Origin of the sequence: Candidatus Pelagibacter giovannonii (assembly GCF_012276695.1) — a bacterium.
Taxonomy (GTDB): Bacteria; Pseudomonadota; Alphaproteobacteria; order Pelagibacterales; family Pelagibacteraceae; genus Pelagibacter; species Pelagibacter giovannonii.
The window spans coordinates 1,071,304-1,086,668 of sequence record NZ_CP038852.1 but is presented as its reverse complement, the minus strand read 5'-3'; the positions used below and the strand labels follow the sequence as shown (position 1 = coordinate 1,086,668).

The 15,365-nt window shown below is 31.4% G+C and carries 16 protein-coding genes; 6 read left to right on the top strand and 10 right to left on the bottom strand.

The genetic code is table 11. The features are described from left to right. Positions 1-16: 16 nt before the first annotated feature. The 7 genes from E5R92_RS05985 to E5R92_RS05955 form a co-directional block, all read right to left on the bottom strand. Entirely contained in the window at positions 17-790 is a 774-nt protein-coding gene (locus E5R92_RS05985; RefSeq protein ID WP_168607180.1) for a pilus assembly protein PilZ, read from the bottom strand. Next, positions 790-1,725 carry a PilW family protein gene (locus E5R92_RS05980; protein ID WP_168607179.1) on the bottom strand — a complete coding sequence of 312 codons (936 nt, stop codon included), beginning with the start codon at positions 1,723-1,725 and terminating at the stop codon, positions 790-792. The genes E5R92_RS05985 and E5R92_RS05980 overlap by 1 nt, the downstream gene beginning before the upstream one ends. Position 1,726: 1 nt before the next feature. Further along, complete coding sequence (locus E5R92_RS05975) at positions 1,727-2,404, bottom strand: PilV family protein (RefSeq protein ID WP_168607178.1); 678 nt, start codon at positions 2,402-2,404, stop codon at positions 1,727-1,729. Between the two features lies 1 nt (position 2,405). Further along, positions 2,406-3,155 carry a pilus assembly FimT family protein gene (locus E5R92_RS05970; protein ID WP_168607177.1) on the bottom strand — a complete coding sequence of 250 codons (750 nt, stop codon included), beginning with the start codon at positions 3,153-3,155 and terminating at the stop codon, positions 2,406-2,408. After that, positions 3,130-4,143, bottom strand: coding sequence for a type IV pilus twitching motility protein PilT (locus E5R92_RS05965; RefSeq protein WP_168607176.1), 1,014 nt, complete (start codon positions 4,141-4,143; stop codon positions 3,130-3,132). The genes E5R92_RS05970 and E5R92_RS05965 overlap by 26 nt, the downstream gene beginning before the upstream one ends. A gap of 132 nt (positions 4,144-4,275) precedes the next feature. After that, positions 4,276-4,938, bottom strand: coding sequence for a hypothetical protein (locus E5R92_RS05960; RefSeq protein ID WP_168607175.1), 663 nt, complete (start codon positions 4,936-4,938; stop codon positions 4,276-4,278). Then, the gene (locus E5R92_RS05955; protein ID WP_168607174.1) at positions 4,938-5,882 is read right to left on the bottom strand and encodes a mitochondrial fission ELM1 family protein; all 945 of its coding nucleotides are present in this window, start codon (positions 5,880-5,882) and stop codon (positions 4,938-4,940) included. The genes E5R92_RS05960 and E5R92_RS05955 overlap by 1 nt, the downstream gene beginning before the upstream one ends. 21 nt (positions 5,883-5,903) lie before the next feature. Between E5R92_RS05955 and trxB the strand changes: the two genes are divergently transcribed. Continuing rightward, entirely contained in the window at positions 5,904-6,848 is a 945-nt protein-coding gene (gene trxB / locus E5R92_RS05950) for a thioredoxin-disulfide reductase (RefSeq protein ID WP_168607173.1), read from the top strand. Here trxB and E5R92_RS05945 read toward each other — a convergent pair. From E5R92_RS05945 to E5R92_RS05935, 3 genes are read right to left on the bottom strand one after another with little or no spacing between them, the layout of a single operon-like run. After that, complete coding sequence (locus E5R92_RS05945) at positions 6,845-7,501, bottom strand: NAD(P)H-binding protein (protein WP_168607172.1); 657 nt, start codon at positions 7,499-7,501, stop codon at positions 6,845-6,847. The genes trxB and E5R92_RS05945 overlap by 4 nt on opposite strands. 11 nt (positions 7,502-7,512) lie before the next feature. Further along, positions 7,513-7,962, bottom strand: coding sequence for a YtoQ family protein (locus tag E5R92_RS05940; RefSeq protein WP_168607171.1), 450 nt, complete (start codon positions 7,960-7,962; stop codon positions 7,513-7,515). Then, entirely contained in the window at positions 7,962-9,161 is a 1,200-nt protein-coding gene (locus tag E5R92_RS05935; protein WP_168607170.1) for a pyridoxal phosphate-dependent aminotransferase, read from the bottom strand. Before E5R92_RS05935 ends, E5R92_RS05940 begins: the two co-directional genes overlap by 1 nt. Before the next feature lie 35 nt (positions 9,162-9,196). On the opposite strand from E5R92_RS05935, the gene uvrB reads away from it, so the two are divergent. The 5 genes from uvrB to uvrC are packed head-to-tail and all read left to right on the top strand — an operon-like array spanning position 9,197 to position 15,365. Further along, positions 9,197-11,368: an excinuclease ABC subunit UvrB gene (gene uvrB / locus E5R92_RS05930; protein ID WP_168607169.1), complete on the top strand. Its 2,172-nt coding sequence runs from the start codon at positions 9,197-9,199 to the stop codon at positions 11,366-11,368. Next, positions 11,350-12,102, top strand: a complete 753-nt coding sequence (locus E5R92_RS05925) for an SDR family oxidoreductase (RefSeq protein ID WP_168607168.1) — start codon at positions 11,350-11,352, stop codon at positions 12,100-12,102. Before uvrB ends, E5R92_RS05925 begins: the two co-directional genes overlap by 19 nt. After that, positions 12,099-13,115 carry a hypothetical protein gene (locus tag E5R92_RS05920; protein WP_168607167.1) on the top strand — a complete coding sequence of 339 codons (1,017 nt, stop codon included), beginning with the start codon at positions 12,099-12,101 and terminating at the stop codon, positions 13,113-13,115. The genes E5R92_RS05925 and E5R92_RS05920 overlap by 4 nt, the downstream gene beginning before the upstream one ends. Positions 13,116-13,117: 2 nt before the next feature. Beyond that, positions 13,118-13,543: a dihydroneopterin aldolase gene (locus E5R92_RS05915; RefSeq protein WP_168607166.1), complete on the top strand. Its 426-nt coding sequence runs from the start codon at positions 13,118-13,120 to the stop codon at positions 13,541-13,543. Beyond that, a complete protein-coding gene (uvrC, locus tag E5R92_RS05910) occupies positions 13,530-15,365 on the top strand; it encodes an excinuclease ABC subunit UvrC (RefSeq protein WP_168607165.1) in 1,836 nt (611 codons plus the stop codon). The genes E5R92_RS05915 and uvrC overlap by 14 nt, the downstream gene beginning before the upstream one ends.

Sequence of the window (15,365 nt, the reverse complement as noted above, 5' to 3'; positions counted from 1 at the left end):
GTCCCCATTTTAGGTCTTAACCTGATAATATAACTAATGTTTCTAGAGGTATTAAGATTTCAGGATCATCTATATCAGTAAGCGCTGATCCTTTTGGCATTAAATATCCACACCCATATAATTTATATGCATTCCCCTGCTGTTGAGCATTAGTTGATGTTTTTTTTAAACTAGTACCAGCACCCTTAAACGTTGATCTTCCAACATTGATCACAAAAAATTCCCATCCATATCTTTTCATATGCTCAATTTCTTTATCAGGAGCACTCTCAGCATTTAATATCGGTTCAATTAATTCTCCAAAATTCCAAAGAGTTTTATGAGCCGCAACTAATGTGTTGCCATCTCCGTCTTTAATTAGGTTTCTAAAACTATTAGAGCAAGGTGTACTCGATACATTAATAATATTTGTCGGTATGCCTCTACCATTTGGCCAAGGAGTGCTTGCATCTGTATGCCTAGCAAACCCACCATTGCTGGATGCTAAAGATTTTAATTGACTAACATAATCATTGTGTGCTTGTAATTCTTCAGCCGTTGCTCCAGCACCAGGAGATGTCAATGTAGCAGGATCTACCCAAGGGCCAATCATTTGATTAATAACATATTTCTCAGCTTCAATTAAAGCATGTTCCGCCACATAAAAAGTTTGTTGATATTCATCACTAGTATTATTGCTTTGATGGTCACTAGAAGAAATTACAATCAAGCTCCCTCCCATAAGAGACATCACTAATAAAAGTACAAGTGATAAAATAAGAGTAAAACCTTTTTGATTTTTTTTATTCATTAAAAAATTCCATCATCAATAATGTTTCTTGTATAAACTGTAACAACTACGTTATCCCTTAAATACCTATCTGAATATTTTTTAATTGCTCTTGAAAATCCGCTTAATTGTCTTTCATTACCCTCTCTTGCTTCAAACCTAAAAAATTCATTTTCAGATCTAAATGCTAATCTAATATCTACAGATCTAATCTTATATAAATTTTGTCTGGCACTATAATTAGATGGACTAGGGTCAGGAGAAAGTTTTCTTCCCTCTTGATCAAGGGCTATAAACTCCATATCTTCAACATAATCTTTAACTAATTGTTTGTGATAGCACTCAGTACAATCACTAACCCAGCTTCCTTCTGTAGGCCATGATGCAGTCTCTGAATCTTTTTTTTGTCTCCAACTGATCTTAGATTTATAGACGGCATATCTTTGATTGGTGCCATCTGCATCTTGTGTCGGTGAGGCAAAATAAGTTAATTTATATCTTTTATAAGGTTGAAGTTTGTCGTTTTGATTAAAATCATCAAAGACAATATGAATTTTATCACAACACAAATTTTCAGCATTATTTTTAGTAACTGCTGGGACGGTGTCATTAATACTGTGACCTAATTCATTTGCTACAATAACTATGGGATCATGACTTTCTATAATTGAAGTAGCACCCCCAATGAATTCTAAGTAACTTTGTTTAGGGTAATCTAATTCATTTGTTCCAAGATAATATTTAAATCCTGACATTCTAATATCTCGAATTAACAATTCTACTAAATCTCTTGATGATCTACTGATCTTTGCTTTGTCAACAACTTGATTGTAACTATTATTAACAATTGTGTAAGTTGAGTACATGGCAGCCATCATTAGTGACGAAACAACAATTCCAATTAAAATTTCAACCAAAGTAAGCCCTGCTATACTTTTTAGATATTTTTTTTTCATACTAATCTGAGGAGTCGCTTGTAGTTGTTTTTATATTGTAATCTGATTGAAAATATAAATATTTTCTTTTTTTTCCATTATTCAAAAGCATCTCAACTCTACTAATATAAATTGGGTCATCAAAAACTAAATCATTTTTATATGTACAGCTTCCCCATCTGCATACTTTAAATGTTTCTAGTTTTTTTGTTTCATTATTGCTTTTACATTTCAAAAATCTATTTTCATTAAATATCATGTCCCATTTTGCTTCTTTGTTTCTTGGGGCATCATTGTTTTGAGTTTGATAAATATTTTCAGTAGTAGTGTTACCTGAGCCTGTTGATGAATTTCCACAACTCAAACTTGCGTTCCAACCATTAATATTTAAATGTTCTGAAAATTTTTTTAAACCACTTGCATCACTTCCGTCTGCAAACGACATTGAGCCATCATTATCAAATACAATGTTTTCATTATCAGAATTAACACCGTACAAAGTGTTTTTGCTGCCTATAACATCTTCGGCTATCATTTCAGTTAAATAGTTTGCTTTCGTTCTGTCTCCTGAATTATCAATGGATTGTACTGAAAAATTTGTCATTTGCAGAATTGCTATAAAGCCAATTCCAACAATAGCGGTTGATACCAATGCTTCCAATATGGATAAACCAGAAATTTTAGATTTATTTTTTTTCATATTATTGCTCAATCCATTCTGAATCTCTTTTATTCCATTTCTCAAGTTTAATATTTCCAAATCTTGACCACTCTATAACATATAAATAATCATGTTCTGTTGTCGGTTCACCTGTCAGGTTATCTATATCACATTGAGATCTTGTATTTGATCTATTACAAATAAATAAATAGCTATCTACAATGACATCATCGCCTGATGATGAAACCAATTCACCGTTACCACTATACCATTGGTCATTTTTACCAAAACAAACTGCTCCTACATCGTCACGCCATGTAGTTGCAACATTGTCTAAAACTATCTGTCTTACTTCTATTTTATCTAAATCAATTATTTGATCTCTATTAGGGTCTGGATCTTCATCCCAGTATGCTTCATCAACAGCTTCATCAACAATGTTACATCGTTCATTTGGCTTCACCCACCAGCCACTTTCTCCATTATTAAGAAGTGTAGCAAGTGTTTTTGGTTTCATTCCTTTCGAAGTTACAATTAACCCATCATCTCCACTTAATAATCTAACTTCATTCACATCTACTTGGACAAATGCATATTGACCTCTTTGAACTTGTGCGTTTATTCCCTCGATTAAAGATTTTATTTTAACTACAGAATTTCTAGTCTCTCTATCTTTTCGCCAATCTGAAAAATTTGGATAAGCAACAGCGGAGAGGACGCCAATAATTGCTATGACAACAATTAATTCAAGGACATTAAATCCTTTAATCTTCTCGTCCTGCACTCGCATCTATCTTACCTGCCTTAACTAATTCTTCTAATGATTTAGTCATAGTAATCATGCCATCTCTCACAGAAGTTTGCATGATGCTAGGTATTTGATGAATTTTAGCTTCTCTAATTAAGTTTTGAATTGGAGGCGTACACTTCATCACTTCAAACGCTGCACAACGGCCTTGACCATCTTTAGTTTTAAGAAGTCTTTGAGTAACCACCATCTTTAAAGAAGAAGATATCTGTGCTCTTATTTGAGCTTGTTGCTCAGGTGGAAAAACGTCAATAATTCTATTTATTGTATTAGGAGCACCACTAGTGTGAAGGGTTCCAAAAACTAAGTGTCCTGTTTCAGCAGCAGTCAGTGCAAGAGAAACAGTTTCCAAGTCTCTCATCTCACCAACTAGAATTACATCTGGATCTTCTCTAAGTGCCGCTTTTAATGCACTAGAAAATGTTTTGGTTTGTTTGCCTACTTCTCTATGAGACACGATACTTTTTAAATCTTTATGAATAAATTCAACTGGATCTTCAACTGTAATAATATTTGCAGTTTTGGTTTTATTAATTTCATTTATAATAGCTGCAAGTGTTGTTGACTTACCAGACCCTGTAGGTCCAGTTACTAAAACTAATCCTTTATGCATATCTACAATATCATAAAGAACTTGTGGTAAATCAAATTGTTCCATTTCAGGAATTACACTCTCTACTCTTCTTAATACAGCGGCTGTTCCTTGAATAGTTTTGTAAAAATTAGCTCTAAATCTTAGTCCACTTAATGTAACTGATGAATCTAACTCATGAGTTTCACTAAACTTATTAATTTCAGTTTCATTACAATTAGTCGATAACAAATCTTGAAGATCTTGTTCTTTGACAATTATCTCTGGAATTTTATGTATTTCTCCAGTTTGTCTAAATGCTAATGGCCAGCCACTTCTAATGTGAAAATCTGAAATTTTTTTATTATTTTTTGCTAATTCTTCTAATTTTTCAAACATCTTAAATTTCTATATACAAATATTAATAGAAACAATGTTTACTTAGTTTTGTGTGCCCAAAACGAGTTATTTTTTTTATATTTGTAGGTGGTTACGTACTCAAAATAGATACTAGTAAAAAACTTTATTTAATTACAGAACTTTCCAATCTGTTTCAAAGGTAACATAGTTAACTTGAATGCATCGTCTTTCTTTAACTATTTTCTTTTTTTCCATACCATGCCAAGTGTTAGGCCCACTGGTAAACATATATCCGTAATTATTTTTGTAAGGAACTGTTTTTACTTTTTCTAATTTTTCATTATAAAAATCTGTTCCAAGCTCTTCAGACTCGTTAGCATTATTTACAAATATTAATCCAGACATCAGTTTTTCTTTAATATCACAATGAGGCTTTAACCAAAAACCCTCCCGATCACAAATAACTTCAACTCTAACATATGAGTTCGATAAATCTCTATCGATCATTTTTGAAATAGTTCCATGAACTTCCTTGGATTGAAGTTCATTAATAAATTTTACTAAGTTTGGAAATTTTTTTCCATTTTCATTTGTTACAAAGCATCTAAATTTTATTGCTTCACCACCAGAAGCTATTCCCTCTCTAAACTCTGCGGCACCCCCATCAATTGCTCTGGTGCCATCATAATTTAAATTATGCTTACTTACATCTGGAATATCAGCTTTAATAATTTCCTCAATGGCCCCATCAGATAGAGCATTATTATATTCCCAGTGATCAAATGGAAATTCATGTTTTTTTGACTGATTTTGAATTGAATTTAAAAATGACATTAAGAATTAATTTTTTGTTTAATAATATTTGCTACTCTATTCGTTTCGTCTAATTTTTGATAGTTCCAATTTTCAATCTCTTCACCTAAAATTCTAGTAATATTTAATTCTTTAAATAAATTTCTAAATTTTTGAAATCTTTTGTCATTTTTTTTAGGTGAAATATTAGCTACGTAGATTGGTTTTCCAGTTAAAGCAGCTTCTGATATCATGGAGCTAGAATCACATGTTACTACAATTTTTTCTGAAATTGCTAAAGCTGATAGATAGGCTTTCTTATCTATAGTTTCTATAACTGTATGATTTTCACCAAAATAATCTTTTGCATATTGAATTATATTTTTTGGTGTTCTCATTGATGGGATCACAACTAATTGAAAGTTGTTCTGTTTATTCAAGTTGTTTAAATTTTCAAAAATAGCTTTAATATTTTCTTTTGAATATTCATAATACTTTGTAGGACCACCCATTATTAAAGCCCAAATTTTTCTTTCATCTTTTTTAATAAATGAATTTAAATAATCTTTATTTTCATTTATTTCACTTTCAGTAAGGTAATGAATTGCACCTTTTGTACTGATAACATTTTGGCCTTCAATCCCATCATGTTCTGGAGCTACAATGAAATCAAAATGATTTAAATCTACTTTTGGATCTTGGATATGAATATTAAATACTTTTTTTTTAGCTGTATTTTTTAAATGGATTGATGGAATAACACTTTTACGCCCACAAGATATAATCACATCAAAATCATCATGATTAATTTTTTTATACACACTTTCAGAAATAGGTGTCAACTTTGGAGGAATTAATTTCCAAAAATGATTTAGTTCAATCTTCTCGTGTATAAAATCTAAATCAAGGGCCTTTGCTAAACCTTCTACTTGGCTGATCATACCATGCATGCCCTGAGTTAATAATATCCCTTTTAATTTTGTCATTTATCCTTATATAACTTCTGCATGAGTGAAAATCCAATTAAACACACAAAAGTGTTAATAATAGGGTCAGGTCCAGCTGGCTATACGGCCGCTGTATATGCAGCAAGAGCAATGTTAAGTCCTGTTTTAGTTTATGGTTCTGCACCTGGTGGACAATTAACTACAACAACAGATGTTGAAAATTATCCAGGATTTTCAGATGTAATTCAGGGTCCATGGTTAATGGATCAAATGAGAGATCAGGCTAAAGCTGTTGGAACAGAAATGATTGAAGATCACATCTCATCAGTAAATTTAAAATCTACACCTTTTGAAGCTATAGGTGATAGTGGTCAAAAATATACTGCAGATAGCATAATTATTTCTACAGGTGCTCAAGCAAGATGGTTAAATTTAGAATCTGAACAAAAATTTAGAGGCTTTGGTGTGTCTGCTTGTGCTACTTGTGATGGTTTTTTCTTTAAAGAGAAAGTTGTAGCAGTTGTTGGTGGTGGTAATGCTGCTGTTGAAGAAGCAATGTTTCTTACAAAATTTGCATCAAAGGTAAAACTAATTCATAGAAGAGATGAATTAAGAGCTGAAAAGATGCTTCAAAAGAAATTAATGGAAAATAAAAAAATTGAAATTATTTGGGATAGTGCTGTTGATGAAGTAATTGGCGATGGTGAACCTAAAAATGTTACAGGTATTAAAATTAAAAATCTTAAGACTAATAAAATTGATGAATTAAAAATAGATGGTTTATTTATTGCAATTGGTCATGATCCAGCAACAGCTTTATTTAAAGATCAATTAGATATGGATAAAGAAGGTTATTTATTAACTAAACCAGATTTAACAGAAACAAATATCCCTGGCGTTTATGCTGCGGGTGATGTTAAAGATAAAACCTTTAGACAAGCTGTAACTGCTGCTGGAATGGGTTGTATGGCTGCACTTGAAGCAGAAAAATTCTTATCTCACTAGTTCTTAAAAGTTTCAACTATTTCATTAGACTCAAAAGTAGTTTTTTGAATATCATTTTGAATAACAATTATCATTGCTCTTGCAACTGTTTCTGAATGAATTGGTCTCATTTTCTTTAAAGGTCCTAAAAGTAATGGTGATAATAGTTTAAATACAAAAATTCCTATTTTTTCGCCTACCCTCTTTTCTTTTCTATCTCCCATTAAAAAGGAAGGTCTCATTATTCCAAGTTTTGGAAAATTAAGTTGTTTTAACTCTTCTTCAACTAGTCCTTTAAATCTTACATAGTCTCCTGAACTCTTGGGGTTTGCATATAACGCAGAGACAAAAATAAATGATTTAACCAAATTTGATTTTGCAAATTGAGCAATTTCTTTAGGTACATCAAGTTCAATTCTTCGATATTCATCTTTATTAGGTGAATTTTGCTTAGTTGTACCAATACAAAAAAAGCAGTCATCTCCTTTGATATCTTCTTTGTGGTTTTGTAAGCTGTTAAAATCAGTCTTAATAATTTCTACTTTTGGATCGCTAATTTCAGGAACTGAACGAACAAATAATTTTATTTTTGAGTAATTAGTATTTTTAATTAATTGATTAAGAAGATGCCCTCCAACTAAACCAGATGACCCAAATAATAATGCTGTTTTCATTATAACTAGAACTACTTTAAGGAACCTTTCAATATATATTTCAATATACGAAAGGCTTGTTTTTGATCTGACGCAACAGCAGCAGCAGAGCCATCTACTTCTTTAAGGGCATGCTGGTGATCATCGGTATGAATAACAATCATAGATTTATTAAGTGCTGTAGCATAACCCGCATCAAAGGCTGCATTCCATTGCTTAAATTTTTCTCCAAACTTTACAATAATTACATCACAATCTTGAATAGATTTTTTGGTTCTAATAGAATTAATATTAGCGCCTTTTCTATCTTTCCAAAAATTTTTTTCTTCAGCTCCTAGAATTTCTACACCACAATTGTCAGATGCCTCATGATCAGTGATAGGAGATGTAAATTTTACATCTAATTTTTCTTTTTCACAAAGTTGAATGATTTCTTCTCGCCAATTACTATGAATTTCGCCTGCTAGATATACGTTTAACATTAGTTTAAACTTTTACAAAAAGTAGATATTTTTTCTAAAGCCTTTTTAAGATTTTCCATAGAAGTTGCATAAGATATTCTAAAAAAACCTTCTAAACCAAATGCAGAACCTTGAACAACTGCAACTCCACTATTTTCTAATAAAGACTGAACAAAATCTGTATCCGTTTTAAGCTCTTTACCACTTGTATCTTTTTTCCCCATCAAGCCTTTGCAGCTTGGAAAAACATAAAATGCACCATCTGGATTTAAACATTCAATCCCATCAATTTCATTTAATGCTTTAACAACAAAATTTCTTCTTTCTTGAAAAGATATTGCTCTCTCTTTAATAAAATCTTGAGTTCCATTTAATGCTTCAACTGCTGCAGCTTGACTAATTGAAGATGGATTTGTTGTTGATTGCGATTGTATTTTAGCAATTGCTTTAATAATTTCTTTTGGACCAGCTGCATACCCTATTCTCCAGCCAGTCATTGAGTAAGCTTTACTTACACCATTCATTGTAAGAACTCTTTCTTTCAAGCTATCAATCTGTGCAATAGTGAAAAATTTAAATCCTTCATATGTTACGTGCTCATAAATATCGTCACTTAAAATATGAACGTGAGGATGTTTAGCTAAAATATTTGCAATTTCTTTAATATCTCCTTCAGTATAACAAGCACCCGTTGGATTTGATGGTGAATTTAATATGATCCACTTTGTTTTTGGTGTTATAGATTTTTCTAATTCAACTGGATTAATTTTAAATCCTTGTTTTTCATTACACTCTAAAATAATTGGAGTTCCACCAGCTAATAAAACCATGTCAGGATAAGAAACCCAATAAGGAGCAGGAACAATAACCTCATCCCCCTCATTAAGAGTTGCCATCATGGCATTATAAATTACATGTTTTCCACCAGCACCAACTGTGATTTGATCAGTTGTGTAGTCTAGATTGTTTTCTCTTTTAAATTTTTTAACAATGGCATCTTTTAAAGCAGCAGTTCCATCAACGGCTGTATATTTGGTATCACCGTCATTAATGGCTTTTATAGCCGCTTGTTTGATGTTATCTGGTGTATCAAAGTCAGGCTCTCCTGCTCCTAAACCTATAACGTCTTTTCCAGCAGCTTTTAACTCTCTTGCCTTTTGAGTTACAGCAATAGTTGGTGATGGTTTAATCTTTTTTAGACTGTCTGATATAATGCTCATTGAAATATAATTTTATTCTAATAGTTTTATAGATAATGCAAAATACTTATCAAGATTTAATTACAGATATACAGAGTAAAAATCCAGAAATTCACCAGAAACTAGAAGGTGGACAAAAGTTTAAACTTGTAACAGATTTTAAACCAGCAGGAGATCAACCTGAGGCAATTAAACAATTAGTTAAGGGTGCAAATAAAGATGAGTTAAGCCAAGTTTTACTTGGTGTAACAGGTTCAGGGAAAACTTTTACAATGGCTCAAGTTATTGAAAGAACTAATCGGCCTGCTCTTATACTTGCCCCCAATAAAACATTAGCAGCTCAACTTTATGGAGAGATGAAATCATTTTTTCCAGAAAATGCAGTTGAGTATTTTGTGTCTTACTATGATTATTACACACCAGAAGCGTACGTTCCAAGATCTGATACCTATATTGAAAAAGAAGCATCTATTAATGAACAAATAGATCGAATGCGTCACTCAGCAACAAGGTCACTACTGGAAAGAGATGATGTGATTATTGTATCAAGTGTTTCTTGTATTTACGGATTAGGTTCGGTTGAAGCTTATAGTAAAATGACTCTAAGCTTAAAGACGGGTTATGATTATAACCGAGAACAATTAATAAAATCCCTAGTTGCTTTACAATATAAAAGGAATGATCAAAGTTTTTATAGAGGAACTTTTAGAGCTAGAGGAGAATATTTAGAGATCTTTCCATCTCACCTTGAGGACCGTGCTTGGAGATTAAGTTTATTTGGAGATAAACTAGAAAAACTTGAAGAATTTGATCCTTTAACAGGAGATTTATTAAAAGATTTAGATGTTATAAAAGTATATGCCAACAGTCACTACATCACTCCAAAGCCAACTATCGAGCAAGCAGTAATAAAAATTAAAAGAGAACTAGAATTAACTTTAAAAAAATTCAAAGAACAAAATAAATTATTAGAAGCTCAACGTTTAGAAGAAAGAACAAAGTTTGATTTAGAAATGATAGAAGCAACAGGGTCTTGTGCTGGTATTGAAAACTATTCTCGTTTTTTATCAGGACGAAAACCGGGAGAACCACCTCCTACTCTATTTGAATATTTTCCAGACAACACACTTATATTTGTAGATGAATGTCATGTTACTGTTCCACAATTAAATGGAATGTATAAAGGGGACAGATCTAGAAAAAGTAACCTTGCAGAATATGGTTTTAGGCTACCCTCTTGTATGGATAACAGGCCTCTTAAATTTGAAGAATGGGATGCAATGAGAACACAAACTGTTTTTGTATCAGCAACTCCTGGTCCATGGGAATTAGAGCAAGTTAAAGGTAAATTTGTAGAGCAAATAATAAGACCTACTGGCTTAATTGATCCACCAGTTGAGATAAAACCTGCCAAAAATCAAGTGGATGACTTAATGCATGAATGCAAAAAAACAATAGATAAAAATTTTAGAGTTTTAGTTACTACATTGACTAAGAAAATGGCTGAGGATTTAACAGAATATTTTCATGAAAATGGGATTAGGGTTAGATATTTACACTCAGACATCGACACACTTGAGAGAATAGAAATCATGAGAGATCTAAGACTTGGTGTATTTGATGTATTAGTTGGAATAAACCTATTAAGAGAAGGACTCGATATTCCTGAATGTGCATTAGTTGGAATTTTAGATGCTGATAAAGAAGGATTTTTAAGGTCTGAAACTTCTTTGGTTCAAACCATAGGTAGAGCAGCAAGAAACCTTGAAGGAAGGGTTATTCTTTATGCTGACAAAGAAACAAAGAGTATAAAAAAAGCAATTCAAGAAACAGACAGAAGAAGAGCAATTCAGGTTGCTTATAATAAAAAGCACAACATCGATGCAACCTCAATTAAAAAAGAAATTAGTGATGTTTTGGAAAGTGTTTATGAAAAAGACTACCTAAAAGTTGGGACGGGTGACAATATTGGTGGCAATTTAAAGAAACATTTAAAGCAATTAAATAAAAGAATGAAAGATGCTGCAACAAACCTAGAATTTGAAGAGGCTGCAAAAATTAGAGACGAAATAAGAAACCTTGAAGCATCAGAGTTAGAAATTGTATTAAATCCTAAGGTAAAACACTATAATCAAGAAAACAGAGTGTATCCAAAAGGTAGATCAAAGATGGGCTTACCTGGTACAAGAGCACAAAAAGGTAAGAAAAAATGGAAGCAAACAAAATAATTATCACAGGAGCCGCAACAAGAATGGGTGCTGCTATTGCAAAGAAACTCTCAGGCCCAGGAGTTGAAATGGTAATTCATTATAATAGATCTAAATCTGAAGCTGAAAAATTACGAAAAGAATTGTCAAAAAATAAAACAAAAGTTTATTTAGTAAAAGGTGATCTTGCCAAAGAACAAGATTTAAAAAAAATTATAAAATTCTCAAAATTAAAATTAAAATACTTTGATTGTTTAGTTAATAATGCTTCATTATTTGAAAATGACAGTCTTAGAAATTTTTCCTCTAAAAGCTGGAGCCAACATATTGATGTAAATTTAAAAGCACCCGCATATCTTACAAAAGAATTTTCAAAAAATGTTAAGGGTAAAAACAACAATATTATAAATATAATAGATCAAAGAGTTTTTAAGTTAACTCCCTTTTTCTTTTCTTACACTTTAAGTAAAACTGGCCTTTACACTCTAACAAAAACTAGTGCTATGGAATTAGCTCCAAATATAAGAGTTAATGGAATAGCTCCTGGTCCTACTATAAAAAATAAAAGACAAACTGAGATACATTTTAAAAAGCAGTACTTAGCAACACCTTTGAAGCAACAAGTAAATGTAAAAGATATATGTTCTGCTGTTGACTTTTTTATCAAAAACAGTTCAATTACAGGTCAAGTAATTGCAATTGATAGTGGGCAAAGTTTAAACTGGCAAACACCAGATGTAATTGGAAAAGAATGAAAAAGATATTTTTTATAACAATTTTTTTATTATCTCTAAATACTTTTGCTGAAGCAAGAGAATGTAAAAGTGGTCATATAAACGGTGATGCATTTATCTATAGTGATGGAAAAAAAGTTAAAGTAATAAAAGGCACTGATATTCCAAATCCTGCAAATAAGATTATAATAATCTTTAATAAAGGTGGCTGGAAAGTTAAACAAGGGCAGGACTCTGGAGAGTGCAAAAATCATATACCAAAACAATTAGGGCAAATATCTGGGACAAAAATAAAAGGTAAAGAACTAGTTTTGTTTATAAATGGTAGACTACACAAGGCAGGTGGTGCTGATGGGTATGCTTGTGGATGGAAATTTAAGGGTGCTTTTCATCAACCTTGGTATGATTGTATATTTGAAAACTGGGGTATCCCCAATAGGGTTAATGTTAATAAAGAAATTATTGACGAACTGGTTGCAAAAGGAACTCCCAGAAATCAAATATTTATGTCCGGTCTATCTTGTGGTGGAATTGATACGCTAAGACATAAAGGTTTGCATCCAGAGGACTTTAACGCAACCATTTCATTTATGCCTAATTGTTGGGATCGAAAACCAGACACACCATTACGTAAAATGCAAATTGATGAATTAAAAAGCTTTAAAAAAATTGATGCATTAGTGTTTACAAGTCCAGTTGATGGAGAACCTGATTGGCATAGTAACAGTGAATGGATGAAAAAAGATCTTAAAAATATACCTGGATTACAATGGGTGGATACACCTGGGCATACGGGCAAAGATATAACTATCAATGGGAAAAAATGTAAAATCGCAGATAAAATGAAAGGTGGCTGGGAAGAAGCTTGGCCAGAAGGTAAGGAGAAATTAACAAGTGACAAAAAATTTATTAAAGTTGATAAGAAATTATACAAAGAGATGAAAAAAAAAGCTGCTGGACATTACTTAATTTCCTACTCTTGTTTTAATTATTACCACCCAAAAATAATTGAATATATAAATTCAAAAATTTAGATATGAAAAAAAATAACCTTAGAGTTGTAAAAATAGATAAAAATAAAAGCCTATTTAATTATGAAAAAAAAATTTTAATTAAAGATCTAATTTTAGATTTAAAACTTGGTTATTATGATTTTGAGAAAGAAAAAACTCAAAAAGTAAAATTCAGTTTAGAGATTGATTATGAAGACAGAAAACCAACAAATGATAAGGATATTAAATCTATTGTTAATTATGGTCAGGTAGTAAAACTAATTACAAAGCTTGCAAAAAAGAAACACTACAATTTTTTAGAAACGCTTGCAGAAGATGTTTTTGATGTATTATTTAAGGATAAACGAATTGGAAAGATAATGCTTAAAATTGAAAAATTAGAAATTATAAAAGAATGTGCCTCTGTTGGTATCCAAATTACCAAAAAAAGAAGTCATGAAAAGCTCTGAATTAGGCAAAGACGTAATTAGAAAAGAGCTCCCATTAATTCCTAAAAGTCCTGGAGTTTATCGAATGCTTGATCATAAAGATGTGATTTTGTATGTAGGTAAAGCAAAAAACCTGCCTAATAGATTAAAAAGCTATGTAGCTGAAAAAAATCATATCATTAGAACAGCAAGGATGCTCTCTCAAACTTTTAAATTAGAGATAACGACTACTGCGAATGAAAGTGAAGCACTTCTTTTAGAAGCTAATTTAATCAAAAAATATAAACCTAAATTCAATATATTGCTTAAAGATGACAAGTCTTTTCCCTTTGTTTTTATCAGTAATAAAGACCAATGGGCACAAGTTACAAAACATAGGGGGAAAAAAGATAAAGAAGGATTTTACTTTGGACCGTTTGCTTCAGCAGGAACTGCAAATTGGACTATTAAAATGCTTCAAAAAATATTTCAAATTCGAGTTTGTGATGATGGTACTTTCAAGAATAGAAAAAGACCCTGCATACTTTATCAGATAAAAAGATGTTCAGGTCCTTGTGTCGATTATATTAATAAAGAAGATTATAAAAAATCAGTAGATCAAGCAATTCAGTTTGTATCTGGTAAATCAAGAGACATACAAAAAAATTTATCTAAACAAATGGAGGAAGCCAGTGGAAAGCTAGATTTTGAAAGAGCTTCTATTTTTAGAGATAGAATTAAATCTTTAAATATAATTCAATCGTCACAAAGAATTAATGAAGCCAATCTAGTTGATGCAGATGTAATTGCTGGCTATAAAGAGTCTGGCAAAACCTGTATTCAAGTATTTTTTTATAGGTCCAAACAAAATTGGGGCAACCAAGCTTATTTTCCAAAACATGATCCTGACCAAAATGTATCTGAAATAATGTCTTCTTTCTTGATGCAGTTTTATGAAAATAAAAATGTTCCAAAATTAATAATTATCAATACAGAAATTAAGGATAAGAAATTAATTGAAGAAACTTTAAGCAAAAAAGAAAATAGTACAATTTCTATTAATTTAGCAAAAAAAGGGACTAAAGCTAAAGTGATCGCTATGGCAGAAAAAAATGCCAAAGAGTCACTTAATAGAAAAATTTATGAAACAAATAACAACAAAAATTTATTTGATGGTGTGGCTAAAAAATTTGATCTTAAAGATGGCCTAAACTTAGTTGAGGTTTATGATAATAGCCATATTTCAGGAACTAATAGTGTAGGTGCTATGATTACTTTTGGAAATGAAGGATTTATTAAAAAAAGATATAGAAAATTTGATATTAAGACAGAAGGTGCTGAACAAGATGATTTTGCAATGTTAAAAGAAGTTCTTACAAGAAGATTTAAAAGGGCAATGTTAGAGAAAGGAAATTATTTAACTCTTCCTGATTTAATTTTAATTGATGGTGGTAAAGGTCAGTATTCATCTGCCAAAGAAGTATTAGATGAATTTGGTTTACAAGACCTTCCTATGATTGCAATTGCTAAGGGTAAATTAAGAAATAGTGGTGATGAAACTTTTTTCTACAAAGGGAAATCTTTTAAATTTGATAAAAATGACCCCACTCTCTTCTTTATGCAAAGACTGCGTGATGAAGCGCATAGATTTGCCATCACCTCTCATAGAGCAAAAAGAGCAAAAGGAATTACAAAATCTTTACTGGATCAAATTGATGGTATTGGATCTATTAGAAAAAGGGCTCTATTGAACCATTTTGGCTCTGCTAGAGCAGTAGAATCTGCAAGTTTTGATGAGATTAAATCAGTTGAAGGTGTTGAGGAAAAAGTTGCAAAAAAGATATATAACTTTTTTCACGAATAA